General features: G+C 50.8%; 22 protein-coding genes. All 22 read right to left on the minus strand.

Annotated features, from left to right (window positions below; translation table 11 throughout):
* Window positions 1-33: 33 nt before the first annotated feature.
* Window positions 34-504: a flagellar basal body-associated FliL family protein gene (locus tag ACSFXJ_RS15515; RefSeq protein ID WP_435921241.1), complete on the minus strand. Its 471-nt coding sequence runs from the start codon at window positions 502-504 to the stop codon at window positions 34-36.
* Entirely contained in the window at window positions 501-725 is a 225-nt protein-coding gene (locus tag ACSFXJ_RS15520; RefSeq protein ID WP_435921242.1) for a flagellar FlbD family protein, read from the minus strand. Before ACSFXJ_RS15520 ends, ACSFXJ_RS15515 begins: the two co-directional genes overlap by 4 nt.
* Window positions 726-784: 59 nt before the next feature.
* Window positions 785-1,606 (minus strand): flagellar basal body rod protein FlgG, encoded by an 822-nt coding sequence (flgG, locus tag ACSFXJ_RS15525; RefSeq protein ID WP_435921243.1) that lies wholly within the window; start codon window positions 1,604-1,606, stop codon window positions 785-787.
* Between the two features lie 93 nt (window positions 1,607-1,699).
* Window positions 1,700-2,083, minus strand: coding sequence for a TIGR02530 family flagellar biosynthesis protein (locus ACSFXJ_RS15530; protein ID WP_435921244.1), 384 nt, complete (start codon window positions 2,081-2,083; stop codon window positions 1,700-1,702).
* Complete coding sequence (locus ACSFXJ_RS15535) at window positions 2,080-2,625, minus strand: flagellar hook capping FlgD N-terminal domain-containing protein (RefSeq protein WP_435921245.1); 546 nt, start codon at window positions 2,623-2,625, stop codon at window positions 2,080-2,082. Before ACSFXJ_RS15535 ends, ACSFXJ_RS15530 begins: the two co-directional genes overlap by 4 nt.
* An 18-nt stretch (window positions 2,626-2,643) precedes the next feature.
* Window positions 2,644-4,035 (minus strand): flagellar hook-length control protein FliK, encoded by a 1,392-nt coding sequence (locus ACSFXJ_RS15540; RefSeq protein WP_435921246.1) that lies wholly within the window; start codon window positions 4,033-4,035, stop codon window positions 2,644-2,646.
* Window positions 4,036-4,053: 18 nt separating this feature from the next.
* The gene (locus ACSFXJ_RS15545) at window positions 4,054-4,983 is read right to left on the minus strand and encodes a magnesium transporter MgtE N-terminal domain-containing protein (protein WP_435921247.1); all 930 of its coding nucleotides are present in this window, start codon (window positions 4,981-4,983) and stop codon (window positions 4,054-4,056) included.
* 35 nt (window positions 4,984-5,018) lie between these two features.
* Entirely contained in the window at window positions 5,019-5,462 is a 444-nt protein-coding gene (gene fliJ / locus ACSFXJ_RS15550; protein WP_435921248.1) for a flagellar export protein FliJ, read from the minus strand.
* Between the two features lie 10 nt (window positions 5,463-5,472).
* Window positions 5,473-6,792, minus strand: coding sequence for a flagellar protein export ATPase FliI (gene fliI, locus ACSFXJ_RS15555; RefSeq protein WP_435921249.1), 1,320 nt, complete (start codon window positions 6,790-6,792; stop codon window positions 5,473-5,475).
* The gene (locus ACSFXJ_RS15560) at window positions 6,779-7,636 is read right to left on the minus strand and encodes a FliH/SctL family protein (RefSeq protein ID WP_435921250.1); all 858 of its coding nucleotides are present in this window, start codon (window positions 7,634-7,636) and stop codon (window positions 6,779-6,781) included. Before ACSFXJ_RS15560 ends, fliI begins: the two co-directional genes overlap by 14 nt.
* Window positions 7,629-8,645: a flagellar motor switch protein FliG gene (gene fliG, locus ACSFXJ_RS15565; RefSeq protein WP_435921251.1), complete on the minus strand. Its 1,017-nt coding sequence runs from the start codon at window positions 8,643-8,645 to the stop codon at window positions 7,629-7,631. Before fliG ends, ACSFXJ_RS15560 begins: the two co-directional genes overlap by 8 nt.
* An 11-nt stretch (window positions 8,646-8,656) precedes the next feature.
* The gene (gene fliF, locus ACSFXJ_RS15570) at window positions 8,657-10,255 is read right to left on the minus strand and encodes a flagellar basal-body MS-ring/collar protein FliF (protein ID WP_435921252.1); all 1,599 of its coding nucleotides are present in this window, start codon (window positions 10,253-10,255) and stop codon (window positions 8,657-8,659) included.
* 32 nt (window positions 10,256-10,287) lie between these two features.
* Window positions 10,288-10,569 (minus strand): flagellar hook-basal body complex protein FliE, encoded by a 282-nt coding sequence (fliE, locus tag ACSFXJ_RS15575; protein WP_435925779.1) that lies wholly within the window; start codon window positions 10,567-10,569, stop codon window positions 10,288-10,290.
* A gap of 58 nt (window positions 10,570-10,627) precedes the next feature.
* Window positions 10,628-11,077 carry a flagellar basal body rod protein FlgC gene (gene flgC / locus ACSFXJ_RS15580; RefSeq protein WP_435921253.1) on the minus strand — a complete coding sequence of 150 codons (450 nt, stop codon included), beginning with the start codon at window positions 11,075-11,077 and terminating at the stop codon, window positions 10,628-10,630.
* Window positions 11,078-11,082: 5 nt separating this feature from the next.
* Window positions 11,083-11,490: a flagellar basal body rod protein FlgB gene (flgB, locus tag ACSFXJ_RS15585; protein WP_435921254.1), complete on the minus strand. Its 408-nt coding sequence runs from the start codon at window positions 11,488-11,490 to the stop codon at window positions 11,083-11,085.
* Between the two features lie 377 nt (window positions 11,491-11,867).
* Window positions 11,868-13,271 (minus strand): ATP-dependent protease ATPase subunit HslU, encoded by a 1,404-nt coding sequence (gene hslU, locus ACSFXJ_RS15590; RefSeq protein ID WP_435921255.1) that lies wholly within the window; start codon window positions 13,269-13,271, stop codon window positions 11,868-11,870.
* A 19-nt stretch (window positions 13,272-13,290) separates the two neighbouring features.
* A complete protein-coding gene (hslV, locus tag ACSFXJ_RS15595) occupies window positions 13,291-13,833 on the minus strand; it encodes an ATP-dependent protease subunit HslV (RefSeq protein ID WP_435921256.1) in 543 nt (180 codons plus the stop codon).
* Between the two features lie 78 nt (window positions 13,834-13,911).
* Window positions 13,912-15,231 (minus strand): methylenetetrahydrofolate--tRNA-(uracil(54)-C(5))-methyltransferase (FADH(2)-oxidizing) TrmFO, encoded by a 1,320-nt coding sequence (gene trmFO / locus ACSFXJ_RS15600; RefSeq protein WP_435921257.1) that lies wholly within the window; start codon window positions 15,229-15,231, stop codon window positions 13,912-13,914.
* A gap of 33 nt (window positions 15,232-15,264) precedes the next feature.
* The gene (gene topA / locus ACSFXJ_RS15605) at window positions 15,265-17,370 is read right to left on the minus strand and encodes a type I DNA topoisomerase (protein WP_435921258.1); all 2,106 of its coding nucleotides are present in this window, start codon (window positions 17,368-17,370) and stop codon (window positions 15,265-15,267) included.
* Between the two features lie 73 nt (window positions 17,371-17,443).
* Window positions 17,444-18,532: a DNA-processing protein DprA gene (dprA, locus tag ACSFXJ_RS15610; protein WP_435925780.1), complete on the minus strand. Its 1,089-nt coding sequence runs from the start codon at window positions 18,530-18,532 to the stop codon at window positions 17,444-17,446.
* A 110-nt stretch (window positions 18,533-18,642) separates the two neighbouring features.
* Window positions 18,643-19,572: a succinate--CoA ligase subunit alpha gene (gene sucD / locus ACSFXJ_RS15615; RefSeq protein ID WP_435921259.1), complete on the minus strand. Its 930-nt coding sequence runs from the start codon at window positions 19,570-19,572 to the stop codon at window positions 18,643-18,645.
* A gap of 57 nt (window positions 19,573-19,629) precedes the next feature.
* Window positions 19,630-20,790 carry an ADP-forming succinate--CoA ligase subunit beta gene (sucC, locus tag ACSFXJ_RS15620; RefSeq protein ID WP_435921260.1) on the minus strand — a complete coding sequence of 387 codons (1,161 nt, stop codon included), beginning with the start codon at window positions 20,788-20,790 and terminating at the stop codon, window positions 19,630-19,632.
* Between the last annotated feature and the right edge of the window lie 370 nt (window positions 20,791-21,160).

The following is a 21,160-nucleotide window of genomic DNA, read 5'->3' on the forward strand; positions in this document are numbered from 1 at the left end:
CCTTGAAAGAAGTTCGATTTTATCGATATATTCTTAGATCGTTGTCATAACAAAGTACGTGATATCGATTTGAATCAGTTTCCCTTCCGGCAGTGTCTTGTTGATCAGATTGGTCAACTTGGAGCTCAAATTATCCTTGCCTTTGGCTCCTGTCAGTTCTTCCGGCTTTGTATCGGCCAATGTTTTGATAATGATCGGTTTCACTTTGAAATCCTTGATTTTGTCGAAAGCCTCTTTGGAAGTTTCCTTGTCGAGTTGGAAAGCGAAATTCATCACTACGACATAGTTTGGATCCGACAGGTTTGTCTTAATGTCATCGATCGTCGAAGTAACCTTAACGATTTCATCGGCTGACAAGTGCTTCGGTGCTACATCTTCTGTAGCGGCCTTTACCTCACCGCCGGAAGCAGGACCGGTCATTTGATTTACCAGCAAAAAGGCGGCCAGTACGATCAAAGTAATCGCGAGCATAATCGTAATTAGCCATGGCGCCATCTTTTTCATGACAATTCCTCCGTTTGTTGCACTTTAATAGTTGCTGCGTGGATACCGATTTCGCCATAGTACTCATTAACCATCGCGATCACTTCGGCCGCCTTCTCCAGCACGATTATACGTTTGCCTGTTATGAGCGTTACGTATGTATCGGGTGTCTCCTCCACGGTTTCGATCATCATCGCGTTAAGCCACATTTTCGAACCGTTTAGTTTGGTTACTGAAATCATGATTAACCTCCTGCGAAAGACAGGGGAAGGAAGGATCCCCTCCCCCGCTATCCTTTAACCTAGCGCTTCAGGTTGACGACTTCCTGCAACACTTCATCGGATGTGGTAATAATCCGGGAGTTTGCCTGGAAACCGCGTTGAGCGACGATCATCTCCGTAAATTCGCCGGTCAAATCGACATTAGACATTTCAAGCTGTCCGGCAACAATAGCACCTGTTCCAGCCTCGGCGTTATTAGCCGTCGTATATTCAAGTTCTCCCTCAGGGGAGGCGTTCAGGGTTACCCGGTAGAGATTACCACCGATTTTCTCCAGACCTTCCGGATTTACTACCTTCGTTACCCCGATTTGGGCACCCGGCTCCGTCTCGCCCGTATCCAGCTTTTGTACGATTGTACCATCGGCCGAAATCGAGAAAGCCGTAACGTTATCGCCAATCGGTTCGAGAATTTCCCCTCCGGCATCGCATACGAGCAAGCCGTCGGAAGTTACGATTTGACGGGAAGCATCAAGGTGAAAATCCCCTGCCCGAGTCAGGAATGGAATTTCCTGGTCAGGAGACAATTTGACGAGGAAGAAGCCGTCCCCGTCGATCCGCAAATCCAGCGGATTGTTCGTCGTCATCGCGCTGCCGGCGGTGTGCAACGTATCGATCGAACCGATCGACACCCCGAGACCGATTTGCTTGGCGTTGATACCGCCGCTTTCGCCATCCACAGGCGCTGTAACGCCGGAAACCGTCTGACTCATAATGTCTTTGAACATAACGCGGCCGGCTTTGAAACCTACGGTATTGACGTTGGCGATGTTGTTGCCGATGACGTCAAGCTTCGTTTGAAACCCGCGCATACCGGAAACCCCTGAGTACATGGATCTTAACATTCACTTATTCCTCCCTGGAATCCTGATTTATGATTGGACCGCATCAGTCGTTCTGCGGGCCGGAGTGGCTTTCCGAATCCGGGCCAGCCACGATTACGAAATAATTACGGCGCTGTCAATTTGGGTAAACACATTATCTTTCATGCTGTTTCCGTCCATCGCCGTGACGACGGTCCGGTTCTTCACATTCACGATAAGGGCCATATCCTTCATTAATATAAGTGAATCTTTGGCGCCTTTGGCTTCGGCGCTGTTGATGGCCGACTCGATTTGACTCAGCTGTTCCGGTTTAATCTCGATGCCTCTTTGTTCCAACCTCTTCACCGCATGGTTGCTGAACTGCAGAATCGAATTGCCGAGCAACTCTTTGAAACTACCGTCCTGCGTCTTAGTCGAAGAGGCATTCCTGCCCGGTGTTAACGTTCCGGGTTGGATGCGTCCGGGATAAAGAGCGCCAATGCGAATGGGATCACTCATGGTGTATCCGCTCCCTGCTCCGACGGTACGCTTGCAGAACTCGCATCCGTCTCCTGGCCGGTCTCGGTTACAGGTTCAGGCGCATTTTCAACCTGAATGACTTTGGAAAGTTCGATTTCCTTGTCGCCGACCTTTAGATAATGAACCCCGCTGCGGACGATAACGGAATCTACCAAACCGCTATCCACGGTTTGAATGACTTCGGCTTGTCCTGTGTTAATATCATAGTTCCCCGTCTTGGTTTCTCCGGACCAACTGACGATTTTACCAATCAAGCCTGAACTGCTTCCTAGAGATTGGCTCATTGCGGTTAACTGATCTTTGATGTTGGCAAGCTGTTCGACAGAAGTAAATTGGGCCATCTGAGCGATCATTTGCGTGTTATCCATCGGTGACAACGGATCCTGATATTGCAATTGAGCTATCATCAGCTTCAAAAAATCATCCTTACCCAATTCGCCGCCATTCTTCTTGCTTGCCTTGGTTACATTTTCCGTGGAATAGTTAGGCCAATTCACCCCGGTTGACATAATATCGGCCATGATCTTGCCTCCTTTCCGTTAAGCTTTAGCAACAAAGGAACTTCCCGTTTCTCTGCTTCTAACTTCGGAAATCCAATCGTTCCATTCTTCGTTCAAATCATTGATTTCCAAAAAGTCTTCTTCCGGAAGCATCTCCCGGCGTTTGCCGTTCTGCTGCTGATTTGCACCGTTTCCGGATTGTCCTCCATCATGGTACATATGGGATGACAATGAAGCGTTTTGGGTTACCTCGAGCTTCCCGACTTGCAATCCCTGAGATTGCAGCGCTGCCCTCAGTTGTGCCATTTGCGCCTCCAGCGACTCCTTGGCAAAGGAATGTTCGGTCATAAATTGAGCTACCATGTGTCCGTTCTGCATCGTGATTTTCACATCCACCTGTCCCAAATGTTCGGGAAAGAGTGAGATTTTCGCTTCGGACAAAGAACCGGATTGGATGATTTCAAGTTTGCTCACCAGGAATCTTCCCATTTCCTGACCGAATTTCTCCACGGGAACCGGGGGGGCTGACGCTTTTAAGGGAGCTGCCGCTCCTTCTCGAATCGCCAGTTGTCCGGCCGTGACGATATTTCCGGATTGCAACGGATTATTGCTATCCGCGTTTTCCGCGCTTGCCTCCGATCCGGATTCACCGTTTTGCACCAATGCGTTCATGTTCGCCTGAACCGTATTGGCACCGGAGTCCGTTCTTGTAGCGGCTTGGAGAATCGACGGATGGGCTGCGGATTTCACTGCCGCTTCGTAGACGGTACCGGCTTGCGCCGCTTCCTTGCCGTTAACAGCTCCTTGCCGCTTCGTCATTTGCTCCGTTGATTTGCCTTCGCCGTTCAACTGAAAAGCGGATGTCATAATTCCTTGCAAGGAATCCATCAATGCTTTCGCTTGAGATGGGTCCGCCATCAGCCCAGAGACCGCCTTTGAGCCTGCGGCCGCATTTGCCAGTTGAAGCAAAGCGTCCTGCACGGCAAACCGTATCGTTTGCGGATGTTCGGCAATTTCAGGAAGCGATGTTTCTATCCCGTCATTTTCCGCAGCTTGACCGGATCCCCCGAACTGCAAGAATGATTGCACGTTTTGAATCCATGCTTGCAAATCAGCCAACAATTCCGGATGATCGGCGAGAGCCTGGTCCAATTGATCCAATTGCTCCAGCAATCCTTGCAAAAGCGCTCCGAGATCGGTGACGCCTTCCTCCGTGGTTTGTCCTTCGGCCGCTTCAATCAGTCCCGAAAGGAGTGCCAATTGACCGGACAGTACTCCTTGCTGCGACTTTCCTTCACCGGCAAGCATGGCAACCAACGTCTGGTCGAACGTAACGCCATTCCCTTGAACGGAACCGCTTTTGCCGACAGAACCGTACCAAAGCCCGGATGCGGAAGATCCCGAAGAAACACTCGATAAAGTCTGACTCATATTTTCACCTCCTTTCTCTTATTTTCCGACCAGCTGGTTCACGATTTTGACCGTAAGCTTTTCATCCGCTTTCGTCATGGCGTCCAATATTTTGGACCGGGTGGTGCCATCCACCGCTTTTAATATTTTCAGCGCCTTGTCCGGGCTGATTTTATAAGTCTGAATAATCAATTTCGATGCCGCATCGGCCGACATGGAGGAGAATGTTTGCGCAAGCTGCTGATCGTCCAATGTCGAGCTCGTCGTTTGCGTCTGGGCATCTCCCGCCGCTTCTTTCTTAAGCCGGGATTGCAATGCCGCAATCGCCAAGTCTTCAGCCGGTTTGGCATCTTTGAGCCTGATCGAAATCGCGGCCGCTTTTTCCGGGTCCATCTTCTCCAAAATCGCGACCTTGCTTTCGTTGCCCATGACGCTAAACATCTGAAGCGTTTCTTCCGTCGTCAGCTTATCGAAAATCGCCGCTGCTTTACTCGGACTCATCTCGGAATAGATTTGCGCCAATTTTTTGACTTCCTTTTGATAGGCCGCTTGCTCTTCTGCCTGCTGTTCCTCTTGGGCCGTTTGCTCAGCGGTATCCAATTGGGTCTCCAATTCTTTGACCTTGCCCTCCTGCTCGGCAGCTTTCTGGTTTGCTTCATCTAATAGGGCCGCTTGCTTTTCGACCTGTTCCTTCAATTCCTTTACTGTAGCTTCCGTGCTGGCCTGCTGTTTCTTCTCATCGACTTTCTTCTCTTCCGTGCCCGGAACTTCCGGGTCCGGAATAAAGTTTTTGACGATCGGGATTTTATTCCCCAAGTCGAAAATCGCATCCCTGATATTGACGTTAAACAACGTCAAAAGTACGCCCAGCAGTACGACAGTAAACAGAATCGGAGTCATAAAGAATAGGAAACGGGAAAACCCGCCGCCGGATTCTTCCAACTCTTCTTCCAATTCAGTCTGTGCCATCTCCATTCCTCCTTCGCAAACCGATCCCGACTCCTTTAACGGGCTCTCATGGCGAACCGGACTGTTGCCATTTCATCCAGTTCGTTTTGTTCCCGAAGAAGCATTTCCTGCTGAAATTTGGCTTTTGCCTTTTCTTTCGCTTTCAACCATACTTTTTCATCCAGCATTTTACCGCTCAAGATCGTCTTCTTGTGATCCACGTTCACTTCCGCCCGTCGCACGTCTCCGATTTTACGGATAATGCTGTCTTCGATATAATCCATATACCGCTGAAGCTCCTGCAGCTTGACCATAGAGGCGCAACTTTCCATTTCGTCCAGGATCATCGCATGAATTCGGGCTTTTTCTTCCTGAAGCTGTTCCAGGGAGCATTGCTCGGATTGAAGTTCTCCGATTGCGGCCGACAACATCCACTCAGCCTGGGTTTTCTCATTGGACTTCAAGTCCACGACTTTCTGGTATACGTAGCGGAATTTCATTCCTTACCCGTCATCTCCTTGCAAACTCGGAAATTAGTCTTTCCTGGGACTCCGACAGCGTCACTTTTTCGTTCACTTTCTGTCTGGTGTAGCTCCAAATGCTTTGGATATAACTAAGGGCTTCATCAATCTCGGCATTGCTGCCCTGCTGATATGCGCCGATATTCACGAGATCCTCGGATTCCCTATAGACTGCGAGCAGACGTTTCAAGTTCTCGGCCGCATCGTTCTGCTCATCCTCAACGATATCCTTCATCACCCGGCTGATGCTGGCCAGAATGTCGATCGCCGGAAAATGGCCTTTATTCGCGATACCGCGATTCAAAACGATGTGTCCGTCAAGTATCCCCCGCACCGCATCCGCGATCGGCTCGTTCATATCATCGCCGTCGACGAGAACCGTATAGAAAGCGGTAATCGAACCAACCGGGCCGGTTCCGGCGCGTTCCATCAATTTCGGCAATGCCGCGAAAACCGAAGGGGTATAACCGCGCATCGCGGGTGGTTCGCCGATCGCGAGACCGACTTCCCGGAGCGCCATGGCATACCGGGTCACCGAATCCATCATCAGCATGACATTCAGACCTCGGTCCCGAAAATACTCGGCGATCGAGGTGGCGATGAGTGCGCCTTTCATGCGAATCAATGCCGGTTGGTCGGAAGTTGCCACGATGACAACCGAACGTTCCAGGCCTTCCGGCCCCAGATCGCGCTCGATAAAATCAAGCACCTCACGTCCGCGTTCCCCGACAAGAGCGATCACGTTGACGTCGGCAGATGTGTTTCGGGCAATCATCCCCATCAAAGTACTCTTCCCGACCCCCGAACCGGCAAAAATCCCGACCCGCTGGCCTTTGCCGATCGTCAGCAATCCGTCGATGGCTCTTACTCCGATACTGATCGGCTCGGCTACGCGAGGCCGGTTCAACGGATTCATCGGTTTGTTCAATGTAGAGTAATGTCCCATCCTGGAAGGCAGGACAGACCCGTCCAACGGTTGCCCGAGGCCGTCAAGCACTTTACCGAGCAATTCCGACCCTACCTGGACGGTCAAGGGCTTTCCTGTGCCGACAACATCGCAGCCGGGGCCGATCGAAGTAAGTTCCCCGAGCGGCATCAAAAGCACCTTATTATCCCGGAAACCGACCACTTCCGCCTGTAAAGGCTGTGATGATTTGCTCGGATAGATATAGCAGACATCTCCGATGCTTGCGTCCGGCCCTTCGGATTCCACCATCAGCCCGATGACTTGGGTCACTTTGCCGTTAATCCGGACCGGATCCACCTGCCGAAGATGATCGAGATAACGCCCCAAATCAATGTTCGTCATTCGTCATTCCCCGTTCATCGGTCTGCCGCGAAATGCGCAGCAGTTCCTTTTTGATTTCCGCGAGTTGCGTATCGATTCTGGCATCCACGCTTCCGAACGAGGAGCGGATAACGCAACCCCGGTCTTGTACGGTAGGGTCCGGCAAAATCTGAAGTTCTGCCTGGGAATCGATCACCAGGCTAAGCTCCTCGCGGGCGGATTGCACGAAATCAAACTGGGAAGGCGCAACGCATAAGGTCAAGATGCCTTGCTCCCTTTTACGCGCCAAACTGCTCTTGATCAATTCCACCGTGAATTCCGGTTCGATGGACAATTGTTTATCGATAATTTTTTCGGCAATGGAACAGCTAAGGGCTACTAAAAACGGTTCGGCTTCCTGAATGATCCGTTCCTTTTCCACATATGCTTGTTTCAATACCGAGCTGGCTTCATTCATCATTTCGTCGATTTTGGATTTCAATGCGATTTCAGCCTGCTGTTTTCCTTCTTCAAAACCTTCATTGAACGCTTCGGATTTTACGGCTTCCACCAAATGCTCGTCCTGCTCCCTGCGTTCATTCCACCAGGCTTCGATCTGCTCCTTGGCTTCAAGCAGCATTTGTTCGGCCTGTTCAGAGGCCGCTCGGACCTGGCTTTCCGCGAATTCCTTGGCATCGCTCAGCATCTGCTGCCTTGCTTCCTCTGCAGCCGCATCCTGGGCCGATTTAACGCGGTCCCATGATTCTGCCGCAGAATTATCTTCATCTGATCGTTGTTCCTCGAGTGTCTCATACGTTTTGGCTAAATTGAGCTGCTTAAGAATGTCTACCGGCACGTATTGGGATACTTTGATCAAATTAGACAATGATGTCATCTCCTCCGCCGCGGGCAATTATAATCTCACCGGCATCTTCCAATCTACGGATCGTAGCTACGATGCGGGTTTGAGCTTCTTCCACGTCACGCAGCCGCACGGGCCCCATGTATTCCATTTCTTCCTTGAACGTATCGGACATCCGTTTCGACATATTTCGGAAAACCGCCTCGCGGACTTCTTCGCTCGCCACCTTGAGGGCAAGCTGCAAATCCGCATTTTCGATATCGCGAATAATCCGCTGAATGGAACGGTTGTCGATGTTGACGATGTCTTCGAACACGAACATCCGCTTTTTGATTTCTTCGGCCAGTTCCGGATCCTGTATTTCCAGGGAATCCAGAATGGTGCGTTCCGTACCGCGGTCGACGCCATTCAAAATTTGAACGATCGCCTCGATGCCGCCTGCAGTCGTATAGTCCTGCGTTACCGTTGCCGACAGCTTTTGCTCGAGAACTCTCTCGACTTGAGAAATCACTTCCGGAGAAGTGCTGTCCATCATCGCGATTCTGCGGGCGACCTCCGCTTGTTTCTCCTGAGGCAAGGAGGACAAGATCACCGCCGCTTGCTCAAACTGGAGATAGGAGAGAACGAGAGCAATCGTCTGGGCGTTTTCGTTTTGAATAAAGTTCAAAATCTGGTTCGGATCCGCTTTGCGGGCGAAATCGAACGGCCTTACTTGCAGGGTTGCCGTTAGCCGGTTAATGATATCGATCGCTTTGGATTGACCAAGCGCCTTCTCCAAAATTTCCTTGGCGTACGTAATGCCACCCTGCGTGATATATTCCTGGGCGAGACAGATCTGATGAAACTCGGCCATGATCATGTCTTTCTCCGTACTGTCCACTTTTCGCACATTGGCGATTTCCAGCGTCAGTTGTTCAATCTCATCCTCACGCAAATGCTTGAAGATCTGGGCCGAAACTTCCGGGCCCAATGTAATCAATAAAATAGCCGCTTTTTGTCTGCCGGTTAAACCTTGATTCGTTGTTTTCGACAATGCGTTCACCTCTATTCGTCAGCCAGCCATGTGCGAAGCAGGTTGACAAATTCATCCGGCTTCTTCTTGGCCAGTGTCTCCAGCTGTTTGCGCACTTGGTTCTCATTCGTAACGGATTCCAGATTAATCGAAGGGAATTCCGGCGTAAGCGGCAACGGGATATCCTCTTCCACTTGCTCTTGTTGTCTGCCTCTTCTGCGAATCAACAAGAAAATAATTCCTGCGATCGCCAGCAATGCGACAGCTCCAACGCCCCATACCACAGGGCTTGAGAGGCTCAAGCCAGAAGATTTTTCTTCCGAGCTGTGAAAAGGTTGAGCGAAAACGGAAACTTTTCTCTTCAAATCATCGTCTGTATAAGTAGCACCTGAATCTGCAAGATAAGATCCGACGACATTCTTCAAAATGTTCTCGATTGCCGTCTGAATCGTAGAATCCAAAGTTTGTTGTCCATTCGGTGGTTCAACTGCAACATTAATGGTTAAATCTTTTATAACGTATGGACTGGCCACGATGTCCTTGGTAATTCGGTTGACATCGTAATTGATCGTTGACGAAGATTCTTCGGAAGTGGAACTTCCTCCTTGCGAATCGCTTGCAGGGTAGTTGGTCACGTCGCTTTGACCCGTGCCTGCCACGCCGCTGTCGGGACTCGCCTGTCCGGTATAGCTCTTCTGGATTTTCTGGGCGCTGATTTCTATGCCCTTCATGTTCTCCGTGTCGACTGGAGTAACGAGATTTTCCTTTTGGCTAACCTGATCGAAATTCAGCTTCGAGGTTACCAAAACCTCGACCTTGTCCTGCCCCATCAGCTTGGCAAGGAATTGCTTCACGCTTTGTTTTACGTCGCTCTCGAACTTTTTCTGCAGAGCCATATTTTCCTGCACGGCCGATGTCAGCGATCCCGCCGAGCCGCCGACTCCGTCCTGCCCCGTAGGCAGAAGCATGGTATCGTCGCTGGAAGATAAGGAAATATTCTCGACCGGCAAATTCGGCACCGATGTTTTCACGAGATTGAAATAGCCGTTGACCGCTTCCTGATTCGGGCGATATCCCGGTTTGAACGTCAGAACGACGGATGCGGATGCTTTTTCCTGCTCGTCGGGACTAGCGAACACATTGTCTTCCGGCAGGTTGATCAGCACTTTTGCATCTCTGACCCCTTGCATTCTTTTCAGGAGCTGTTCGACTTCGCCGCTCAATGCGCTTCTGTATTTCACGCCGAACTCGTTGTCCGTCATGCCGATTAGGGACGAGCCTTCATTAAAGGAATCCCAGCCGATCGAACCGTTTCGTACGATCCCTTGCGATCCTACATCCACTTTGATGCGGGACGCTTCTTTACTCGGGACCGAAATGCTGCTGCCGTCAGCTCCCAGCTTGTAAGGAATACCGCCGGTCTCCAAGTAGTTGATGATTCCTGCCGCATCCGTCGAATCGAGATTCGTAAAGGCGACCTCATACTCCGTCTTGGAGAACTGTATCGTCAGAAGAACCACAGCCAACAAAATGATGGCAAGCGTCGAAATCAATAAAGTTTTCTGTTTTTTGCTAAAATGATTCCAGTAGCCGGTAAATTTATCCCGGTACTGGGCAATTCTTTCGTTCACAACGTCACCTCATCCGAAGCATGCTAATTTGTTTAAATTTGCGTACGCATTATTTCTTGGTAAGCCTCAATCACTTTGTTTCTCACTTGCGTAGTCAACTGCAAACTTAACATAGCCTGCTCAGAAGCGATCATCACTTGGTCGGCGCTAACTTCTCCCAAAAGGAATTTACTGTTCATCGCCTGAACGTTTTGTTCCTGTGCGGCTACCCCTTCAAGGGCATCAGCCAAATAGGAACCAAAGTTTTTAATGGATTCTGCGGGCGTAGAGGCAGAAGGTTTATTTATTTGCGCAGCCCCTTCGAGCGCATTCATCTGATTCAAATTCATCGCTTGTATCAAAGACCAACACTCCTAACAACTGATTTGGTTTCTACTTTCCGATTTGCAAAGCTTTGCTGTACATCGCTTTGGAAGCATTCAATGCGGTAACGTTCGCTTCATACGACCGTGTTGCAGACAACATGTCCACCATTTCCTTCAGCACATCTACGTTCGGCATATACACATAACCTTCGCTATCCGCATCCGGATGTGTCGGGTTGTATACCGGCTTAAGCGGGGACGTGTCTTCTTTAATTTGCGTCACTTTAACTCCCCGGCTCGCCTGGCCGCCTCCCATCGCAGAACTCAGGGCCGCCCCGAATTCCGTCTTCATCGGTTCCATGACTACCATCTTGCGGCGGTATGGCACGGCTTTGCCGTCAACTACCTGTGCCCGTGTCGTCTCGGCGTTCGCAATATTCGAGGAGATGACATCCATTCTCAGACGTTGGGCAGTCAATGCGGAAGCACTCGTACTGAAACTGTTACTGATATTCAAGATTTTTATCTCCCTTCTACCGCAGTGCGTTTCATCTTGATCTGGTAATTGACTTGTTCTATGTAGGCGTTGTAGCGAAGCTGGTTCTCGGCAAGCTGAGTCATTTCGCTATCAATATCTACGTTGTTTAAATTGTTGTTCATCACGGTAGACTGTTCCGTCTGAACCGCCGGTTGAGGAATTTGGGTCGATGGTCCTATGCGGAAATGTTTCTCATTCGTCCGGCGTCCTTCCAACGCCTTAGTCCCCCCGCTCATCTCATTTTGCAGCAAGCTTTCAAAAGCTACGCTAGAGCGCTTGTAATAAGGGGTATCCACGTTCGCAATATTGTTGATAAGCACCTCTTGTCTAAGATTTGCCGCTTGCAAAGCGGATTCCAGTCTTTGAAACCCGATCCCGTTCAATAACTGCATTCTGTCTCCTCCCAGACCCGTAAAATTGCTAATACAAGGTATTCAACAAGCTCGCGGTAATTCCTCTTTTTTCGACAAAATCACCCGTAAGTTACGTCTTTCGAACGTCCTATTGTTGAATAACATAGTAGAATGTCATATATCCTAAGTTTCATAGAGAATGAAAATTATTACAATAAGAAAAAAGCACTATCTTTGACGATTTTAGCGATATTTTTAGCATTAATGTAAATATTTTCATGAAATATCTGAAATTTCGACAAAAATTTAAATTGTTAAATTTTGATTAAAATAATCGGAATAACGACTAAAGGCCGTAAAACCCAGTTTTTACATTGGGTCTTACGGCCTTTTCGTTGAAATATGAAGGTCCTATTTTACAAAATATACTGGCTTAAATCGCGATCTTTGGCGATATCTCCGAGTTTTTCCCGAACATATTCGGGAGTAATCGTCATTTTCTCCAAGGTCAGTTCGGGAGCTTCGAACGAAAGGTCTTCCAAAAGCTTCTCCAGTATAGTATGAAGTCTTCTTGCACCGATATTTTCGGTATTGGCGTTCACGTTCGCGGCAATGGCGGCAATTTCCCGGATTGCCTCGGGCGAAAACTCGATCTCGATCTCTTCTGTGCGCAGCAATTCGGTGTATTGCTTGGTCAGCGCGTTTTTAGGCTCCGTTAAAATCGATACGAAATCATCCAGCGACAAGCTGTTCAGTTCCACTCGGATCGGAAACCGGCCCTGAAGCTCAGGAATCAGATCCGACGGTTTGGCAATATGAAACGCCCCGGCAGCGATAAACAAAACATAATCCGTTTTGACCGGACCATATTTCGTCATGACCGTAGAACCTTCCACGATCGGCAAAATATCGCGCTGAACGCCCTCGCGTGACACATCCGGCCCGGATCCTTGACCACGACTTGCCACCTTGTCGATTTCATCGATAAAAATAATTCCCGATTGCTCAGCTCGCTCGATAGCTTCTTGGGTAAGATCATCCTGGTCGATCAATTTCGCCGCTTCTTCCTGGGTCAACACTTTGCGGGCTTCCTTGATCGACAGTTTTCTCTTTTTCGTCCGGCGCGGAATCAGGTTCCCGAACATTTCCTGCATATTCATGCCAAGCTGATCGTTCCCTTGCCCGGCAAACATATCCATCATATTCGGCGCGTTATCCTCCACATCGATTTCGACGATGTCGTTCTCCAACTGGCCGGACAGCAATTTAAAGCGAACCTGCCGGCGCCGTTCGGCCAGATTTCCGTCCTCTTCCGTTTGTTCCTGTGCCGGCTTGTCTCCGGCATTCGAATTGCCGAACAGCATTTCAAAAGGATTTCGGACATTTTTGCCTTTGTTTTCGGACGGTACGAGAATATGCACCAACCGTTCATTAGCCAGTTCCTCTGCCTTATCCTTTACCTTCTCGGTACGCTCCGCTTTCACGGTTCGGATGGCAACCTCCACCAGATCGCGGACCATCGATTCGACGTCTCTCCCGACATAACCGACTTCCGTGAACTTGGTCGCTTCCACTTTCACGAAAGGAGCGCCTACCAGCTTGGCCAGCCGGCGGGCGATCTCCGTTTTCCCTACCCCTGTGGGGCCGATCATGAGTATGTTTTTCGGTACGATTTCATCCTGGACTTCTTCGCTGAGCAAACTGCGGCGGTATCTGTTGCGGAGCGCCACAGCGACGGACTTTTTGGCTTGCTTCTGCCCGACGATATATTTATCCAGCTCGGCGACAATTTGTCTTGGCGTCAAATTCGCGTTTGGCATGTCCATCGTCCCTCCCTAATCACAATTCTTCGACTATGATGTTACCGTTCGTGTACACGCAAATCTCCGATGCGACTTTAAGCGCTTCATAGGCGATTTCTTTCGCTTCCAGTCCGGTTGCATGGCGTTTTAAAGCCCGGGCTGCCGAAAGCGCAAAGTTCCCGCCAGAGCCGATCGCAAGCACGTCATCGTCCGGCTCGATGATTTCGCCGCCTCCGGAAATAAGCAGCATCCCCGACTGGTCCATGACGATCAGAAGCGCCTCCAGCTTACGAAGAACCCGATCCTGCCGCCAATCCTTGGCAAGCTCAACCGCCGCTCTTTGCAAGTTTCCGTGGTGCTCCTCCAGCTTTCCTTCAAATTTCTCAAACAACGTGATGGCATCCGCCACAGACCCGGCGAACCCGGCCAATACCTGGCCTCTGTACAACCTGCGTACCTTTTTGGCCGTCTGCTTCATAACGACGCTTTCGCCGAAGGTCACCTGTCCGTCTCCCGCGATCGCTCCTTTGCCGTTATGGCGGACCGCACAAATGGTGGTAGCGTGAAAACTAGGAACCATGAATATCGCTTCCTTCCTTTCGTAATTCACCAAATGACACGAATCATCGCCTTTATCATGTTATGTTCAGATTCGAGACTATAAACCCTCGCTTTGAATAAAAGAAGACAGGCTGTCCAACGCCCGGCGGGCGAGCGCCTCATTCTTCTCGGCTTTTTTACGGTAGCGGGTATCCAGCTTCGGGAACAGCCCGAAATTGGCGTTCATCGGCTGAAAATGCTGAAAGTCGGCCGTCGTGATATAGCGCGCCATACTTCCAAGCGTCGTATCTTCCGGAAATACGATGCCTTCCTTTCCGGCATAAGCCAGCGCGGCATTGATGCCTGCAATGAGGCCCGAAGCCGCCGATTCCACATAACCCTCAACCCCGGTCATTTGTCCCGCAAAAAAGAGCGTACCGCGCTCTTTCAACTGATAAGTCGGTTGCAACAGTTTAGGCGAGTTGACGAACGTATTCCGGTGCATCACTCCATAGCGGACAAATTCCGCATTTTCCAGCCCGGGAATCATCGAGAATACCCGTTTCTGTTCTCCCCATTTCAAATGGGTCTGAAAACCTACCAAATTGTACAGCGTACCCGCGGCATTATCCTGGCGCAGCTGAACGACCGCGTGCGGAAGCTTGCCCGTATGCGGGTTTACAAGTCCGACCGGCTTCATCGGCCCGAACAGCGCCGTTTGTTTGCCCCGGCGCATCATAATTTCGATCGGCATGCAGCCTTCGAAGTAAACTTCTTTTTCAAATTCCTTCAGCTGCGTCACCTCTGCGGTGATCAAAGCGTCATAGAATGCGTCAAACTCCTGCTCCGTCATCGGGCAGTTCAAATAAGCGGCTTCTCCCTTGTCGTACCGGGAAGCCAGATACACCTTGCTCATATCGATGGATTCCTTCTCCACGATCGGAGCGGCGGCATCATAAAAGTAAAAATAATCTTCCCCGGTCAGTTTCCGGATTTGCTCGGACAGGGCCGGCGAGGTCAGCGGGCCTGTCGCGATGATTACGATTCCGTCCTGCGGGATCTCCTGGATTTCCTCATTCACAACCTCAATGAGCGGATGTTCATGGAGCGTCCTTGTAATCTCGCCGGAAAAACCGTCCCTGTCGACGGCAAGAGCTCCGCCGGCCGGCACGGCATTGCGGTCGGCGGAGCCAAGAACGAGCGAATTCAGCATCCGCATCTCTTCTTTGAGTACGCCGACAGCGTTGGTTAACCCGTTTGCCCGCAAAGAGTTACTGCAAACGAGCTCGGCAAACTTATCGGTATGATGAGCCGGCGTCTTGACGACCGGACGCATTTCGTATAAGGTCACGGGTACGCCCCGGCTCGCGAGCTGCCAGGCGGCTTCACTGCCTGCCAGCCCCGCGCCGATAACGGTTACCCTGTTTGTTTCTGTCACTTTGAATTCCCCCTAGATCTGGCTGTGTATCAATCATTCATCGGTCGCGTCGTCATCCTGCTCCTCGATCTGCTCCACAAAGTCGCAAGAAGTGCACTGCAGCTTTCCTCCCTGTTTGTTTCGCTTCTCAACGAGCATAGAACCGCATTTCGGGCAAGGCTTCGGCGAAGGCTTATCCCAGGACACAAAATCGCATTCCGGGTAACGATCGCAGCCGTAGAATATGCGTCCCTTTTTGCTGCGGCGCTCCACGACATGCCCTTCCTTACATTTCGGACACGTAACCCCGATATCCTTGATGATCGGCTTCGTATTCCGGCAGTCCGGAAAGCCGGAGCAGGCCAAAAATTTACCGAACCGGCCAAGCTTGTAAACCAGCGGTTTACCGCATTTCTCGCAAATCTCGTCCGAAACCTCGTCTTCGATTTCGATTTCTTTCATTTCTTCCTCGGCAACCATGAGACGCTTTTCAAAGGTTTCATAAAAGTCGCCCAAAACCCGGACCCAATCCTCCGAGCCTTCCTCCACATGGTCGAGATCATCCTCCATGTGTGCGGTAAACTCCACATCCAGAATTTCCGGGAAAAATTGTTCCATTTGTTCAATGATCAATTCGCCCAGCTCGGTAGGCATAAACTTCTTGTCCTCAATAGCCACATAGCCTCGCTTCTGGATCGTTTCCAGCGTTGGGGCATACGTACTCGGACGGCCGATTCCAAGCTCTTCGAGCGTCTTCACGAGTCTGGCCTCGGTATATCGCGGAGGCGGCTGCGTAAAGTGCTGCTTCGGTTCGATTTCTTCCTTCTTTAGCCGGTCGCCCTTTTGAAGCGGCGGCAAAAACTTTTCGTCTTCGTTAACCGTCCCGTCGTCGCTGCCTTCCACATAAACCTTCATAAATCCAGGGAAGCGGATTTTGGACCCGACGGCACGGAACACGGCATCGCCGGCGGCGATGTCCACGGACATCGTATCCAAAACCGCGGATGACATTTGGCTGGCCATAAAGCGTTCCCATATCAGTTTGTACAGTCGGTACTGATCCCGGCTTGTAAAGGCCTTGACCGATTCGGGATCGCGGAGTGCGGAGGTCGGACGGATCGCCTCATGGGCGTCTTGTGCGCCCGCAGCCTTTTTGGAATATTGTCGCGGCGTTTCCGGCACATAGCTGTCACCGTATTTATCCGTGATATATTCTTTCGCCTCATCTTGGGCTGTCGTGGAAATTCTCGTGGAATCCGTACGCATGTAGGTGATCAAACCGACCGTGCCTTCTTTCCCGAGATCCACCCCTTCATAAAGCTGCTGGGCTACCGACATCGTTTTGGCCGCGCGGAAATTCAGCTTGCGGGCCGCTTCCTGCTGCAAGGAGCTCGTCGTAAACGGAGCTGCGGGATGGCGAAGCCGCTCCTTCTCTTTTACCTCGGAAACCTGAAATTCCGCCTTTTCGATCGAGCTCAAAATATCCTTGACCTGGGCCTCGTTGCCAAGTTCCAGCTTCTCGCCCTTGTATTTATGGAATTTGGCTTCAAACGGCGTGTTTCCGGTTTGGAGCTTAGCGGTAATGCTCCAGTATTCTTCTGGAATGAATGCCGAGATTTCGTTCTCCCGGTCGATAATGATTTTGACCGCTACCGACTGAACCCGGCCCGCGGACAATCCTTTTTTTACCTTTTTCCACAAAAGCGGACTGATTTTATAGCCTACAAGCCGGTCCAGAATCCGTCTGGCCTGCTGGGCGTTAACCAGGTCCATATTAATCTTTCTCGGGGTTTTAAAGGCATCTTTGACAGCCTGCTTCGTAATTTCGTTGAATACGACGCGGCAGGTTTCCGTCTGATCCACGTCGAGGACATGGGCCAAATGCCAGGCAATCGCTTCTCCCTCGCGATCCGGGTCAGCCGCCAGATATATTTTCTTCACCTTTTTGCTGGCATCTTTTAATTCCTTTAAAACAGAACCCTTCCCACGGATCGTAATATACTTCGGATTGAAGTCGTTCTCCACCTCAACTCCGATTTGGCTTTTCGGCAAATCGCGAACATGACCCATGGAAGCTTTGACGATGTATTTGCTCCCTAGGTATTTGCCAATCGTTTTCGCCTTGGCAGGCGACTCTACGATGACGAGTGAATCCGCCACAGGTTCATCCTCCTCTCAAACGACACATGCATGTATATAGTCTTAATAAAAGCCACTCTCGGATAGGAATGGACTATATCATCTTATAAACGGAGCCGGGTAACTGTACCACCGCTTTTTTCATGATTAAAGATAACAGAACTGAATGTAAAAGTCCAAAATCCCACCCGGACGAGTTCATCAATTCCTCAAAAGACAAGGCTCCCTGCTCCAACATATGGTATATGCGGCGCTCGTCCATTGTCAACTCGTTTATTTCTGCCAAAGTCTTCGTTTCCGGAAAAGGCTCCTTGATCCAGGCTGCATATTCCTCCAAAACATCGCCGGGTTCCAGCACCATTTTCGCGCCCTGTTTAATCAGCCCCAGCGTTCCTCTGCTCTTCGGGGAAGTGATCGGACCGGGAACGGCGAACACGTCCCGGCCTTCCTCCAGCGCCTGATCGGCCGTAATCAAGGATCCGCTTCGCAAGTCGGCTTCAACGACGACGGTGCCGCGGGATATTCCGGCAATAATGCGGTTACGCTGCGGAAACATGCCGGGACTGCTTTTGGTCCCGATTGGATATTCGGAGACAAGCAGGCCGGTTTCGGCGATTTGGCGATAGAGTGCTGTATGCTCTCTGGGATAAGCCGTATCGATCGCCGTCCCGAGTACGGCAATCGTCGGTCCTCCGCTTTTTACGGCCGCCTCATGGCTTATGCCGTCTATCCCTCTGGCCATCCCGCTGACGATCGCCACGCCATGTCTGCATAACTCCTCGGTCAGCCATATGGCGATTTTACGGCCGTAAGCGGTGGGAATACGTGTCCCGACCATCGCGACGGACAGGCGGGAGAGCAGCTCCACTTTACCAATCGTGTAGAGCACCCAGGGCGGTCTGCTTGTTTCCTTCATTAATATAGGATATGCCGGATCGAAGAACGTGACTGGCCTTATCCCCTTCTTATCCATCAGTTCCAGGCGTTCCCCGATCCAATCCGCCGTAAACCGCTCGGTGAGGCGAAGTGCCAATTCCGCGTCGAGCCCTCGCTCCATCCAATCTCCGGGGCTGAAACGGAGGGCGTGCACCCAGTCGTCATCCTTCGAGATGATTCGAGAAATTCTTTTCCACCCGAGTCCCGGACTTTCATGCAGACCGATCATTATCGCCCGTTGATCCATGTCCATCGTATCGTCTCCTTTGTCGTAAAACTCAAACAAAAAAAAGCAACCCTCCATCCGAAATCGGACAAAAGGTTGCTTACCTGTTTCTTCATTATACCAGAATTTTCTTAATGTGTCGTACAGCTGTTCAAAATTCCCCGTTCCTCAAGCACGGAGACCAGGGTAGCTCCCATTTCGGACGGCGTCGGCGCAACGCGGATTCCGCACTCCTCCAGCTTGGCGATTTTCTCGCTGGCCGTGCCTTTGCCTCCGGAAATGATGGCGCCGGCATGGCCCATCCGTTTGCCCGGAGGGGCTGTTACGCCGCCGATAAATCCGACAACCGGCTTCTTCATATTGTCGCGGATCCATTCCGCAGCCTCTTCCTCCGCGGTCCCGCCGATTTCGCCGATCATGATGACGGCAAACGTATTTTCATCTTCATTGAACATCCGCAAAATATCGATAAATTCCGAGCCCTTGACCGGGTCGCCGCCGATGCCGACCGCGGAAGACTGGCCGATGCCGCGGGTCGTAAGCTGATGAACCGCTTCATATGTGAGCGTTCCGCTTCGGGATACGACGCCGACATGTCCCGGAAGATGGATGTAGCCCGGCATGATTCCGATTTTGCACTCCCCGGGAGTAATCACGCCCGGACAGTTCGGACCGATCAGAATCGTCTTTTTGCCTTCCATAAAGCGTTTAACCTTAACCATATCAAGCACCGGAATGCCTTCCGTGATACAGATGACAAGCTCCATTTCCGCTTCGACCGCTTCAAGAATCGAATCCGCGGCAAAAGCCGGCGGAACGTAAATAACGCTTGCCGTCGCGCCTGTCGCTTCCTTTGCTTCTTTGACCGTATTAAAAACGGGCAGGCTGACGGTTTCACCGTTTTCAAGCCCGATCTCTACCGTGGTGCCGCCTTTTCCCGGCGATGTTCCTCCGACCATTTGCGTGCCGTAGTCCAGCGCCCCTTTGGCATGGAACAGGGCGGTTTTCCCCGTAATCCCCTGGGTAATGACTTTTGTATTTTTATCGACCAAAATACTCATGCTTAAGAGCCTCCCCTTCTTGGATAAGGTGATTTCGTTAAGAAACGGATATGTTCGTCAGGATACGAGGGAAACGATTTTTTGCGCTCCGTCCGCCATGGAATCCGCGGATACGATGGCCAGGCCGGATTCGGCAAGAATCTTCTTACCAAGCTCCACGTTCGTGCCTTCCAGCCGGACCACGAGCGGACGGTCCAGTTCGACCTGCTTCGCCGCCTCGACGACCCCTTCCGCGATCACGTCGCATCTCATAATGCCGCCGAATATATTGACAAAGATCCCTTTGACATTCGCATCCGACAAAATGATTTTAAACGCTTCCGTCACCTTTTCGGCCGTCGCGCCGCCGCCCACGTCCAGGAAGTTGGCCGGATCGCCGCCGTAATACTTGATGATGTCCATCGTGGCCATCGCAAGGCCCGCGCCGTTAACCATACAGCCGATATTGCCGTCCAATGCGATATAGCTGAGATCGTACTTCGAGGCCTCGATTTCCTTCTCGTCTTCCTCTTCCAGATCGCGCAGCTCCAAAACGTCTTTATGACGGAATAACGCGTTGGAATCAAAGTTCAATTTGGCGTCCAGCGCCATAACGTTTCCGTCTCCGGTCACGACAAGCGGATTGATTTCCGCGATGGAGCAATCTTTATCGATAAACGCTTCGTATAATGACAGCATAAAACCGGCCGCTTTATTGACCAGCTCTTTCGGAATATTGATCGCAAACGCCAAACGGCGGGCCTGAAAAGCTTGCAGCCCGATCGCCGGATCGATCACTTCTTTGAAAATTTTCTCGGGCGTATGCGCCGCTACTTCTTCGATTTCCGTACCGCCCTCTTCAGAAGCCATCATGACGACGCGTCCGGTTCCCCGGTCGACAACGACGCCGACGTAGTATTCCTTTTTGATATCGCATCCTTGTTCGATGAGCAGGCGTTTGACTTCTTTGCCTTCCGGCCCCGTTTGGTGAGTGACCAGCACCTTACCGAGAATTTCGTTCGCAAACTCGCGGACCTCATCCAGGTTTTTTGCCACTTTGACGCCACCGGCTTTCCCGCGGCCCCCCGCATGGATCTGCGCCTTGACGACGACGACCGGGCTGCCTAGCGCTTTCGCCGCTTCCACGGCTTCATCAACCGTAAATGCCACTCGTCCTTCAGGAACGGCTACTCCGTACTGCTTCAGGACTTCTTTTCCTTGATATTCATGGATATTCATGCTTGGAATCCTCCTATCAACAGGCGGTATTGGAAGTATAATATATAGTAAAACCCAAATTATTGTATCATGTTTTTAAAACGCTTTCCTTAAAAAGTTCATCATTTATACACAACTTTTTTATATCGATATAATCTCATTCCGAGATTGATTACGAGACGTGACGCTCTTTTTCTTGCAGGGATCGACATTTTTCCACAACCGGGACTTGAGTGAGATAATGACTTGCTTTTTTTCCCAAAGCCATATTCAGTCTGCGCAATATTGACTTTTTCGGGCGAAACTTCTAAGATACGGACAAAGAGCATACGGAAAATATGGAAGCACCTTTTTTCCTCCGACTCGGCGGTACTACGCCGCTTTATTAAGG

The organism is Paenibacillus salivarius (assembly GCF_051307165.1).
GTDB lineage: Bacteria > Bacillota > Bacilli > Paenibacillales > Paenibacillaceae > Fontibacillus.

What these genes read in the sequence shown, in the direction of transcription:
- ACSFXJ_RS15515 (WP_435921241.1), bottom strand. Translation starts at nt 504, where the DNA reads ATGAAAAAGATGGCGCCATGGCTAATTACGATTATGCTCGCGATTACT.
- ACSFXJ_RS15520 (WP_435921242.1), bottom strand. Translation starts at nt 725, where the DNA reads ATGATTTCAGTAACCAAACTAAACGGTTCGAAAATGTGGCTTAACGCG.
- flgG (WP_435921243.1), bottom strand. Translation starts at nt 1,606, where the DNA reads ATGTTAAGATCCATGTACTCAGGGGTTTCCGGTATGCGCGGGTTTCAA.
- ACSFXJ_RS15530 (WP_435921244.1), bottom strand. Translation starts at nt 2,083, where the DNA reads ATGAGTGATCCCATTCGCATTGGCGCTCTTTATCCCGGACGCATCCAA.
- ACSFXJ_RS15535 (WP_435921245.1), bottom strand. Translation starts at nt 2,625, where the DNA reads ATGGCCGATATTATGTCAACCGGGGTGAATTGGCCTAACTATTCCACG.
- ACSFXJ_RS15540 (WP_435921246.1), bottom strand. Translation starts at nt 4,035, where the DNA reads ATGAGTCAGACTTTATCGAGTGTTTCTTCGGGATCTTCCGCATCCGGG.
- ACSFXJ_RS15545 (WP_435921247.1), bottom strand. Translation starts at nt 4,983, where the DNA reads ATGGCACAGACTGAATTGGAAGAAGAGTTGGAAGAATCCGGCGGCGGG.
- fliJ (WP_435921248.1), bottom strand. Translation starts at nt 5,462, where the DNA reads ATGAAATTCCGCTACGTATACCAGAAAGTCGTGGACTTGAAGTCCAAT.
- fliI (WP_435921249.1), bottom strand. Translation starts at nt 6,792, where the DNA reads ATGACGAACATTGATTTGGGGCGTTATCTCGATCATCTTCGGCAGGTG.
- fliE (WP_435925779.1), bottom strand. Translation starts at nt 10,569, where the DNA reads ATGAATGCGCTCGAAGGGGCTGCGCAAATAAATAAACCTTCTGCCTCT.
- flgB (WP_435921254.1), bottom strand. Translation starts at nt 11,490, where the DNA reads ATGCAGTTATTGAACGGGATCGGGTTTCAAAGACTGGAATCCGCTTTG.
- hslU (WP_435921255.1), bottom strand. Translation starts at nt 13,271, where the DNA reads ATGCCAAACGCGAATTTGACGCCAAGACAAATTGTCGCCGAGCTGGAT.
- hslV (WP_435921256.1), bottom strand. Translation starts at nt 13,833, where the DNA reads ATGGTTCCTAGTTTTCACGCTACCACCATTTGTGCGGTCCGCCATAAC.
- dprA (WP_435925780.1), bottom strand. Translation starts at nt 18,532, where the DNA reads ATGGATCAACGGGCGATAATGATCGGTCTGCATGAAAGTCCGGGACTC.
- sucD (WP_435921259.1), bottom strand. Translation starts at nt 19,572, where the DNA reads ATGAGTATTTTGGTCGATAAAAATACAAAAGTCATTACCCAGGGGATT.
- sucC (WP_435921260.1), bottom strand. Translation starts at nt 20,790, where the DNA reads ATGAATATCCATGAATATCAAGGAAAAGAAGTCCTGAAGCAGTACGGA.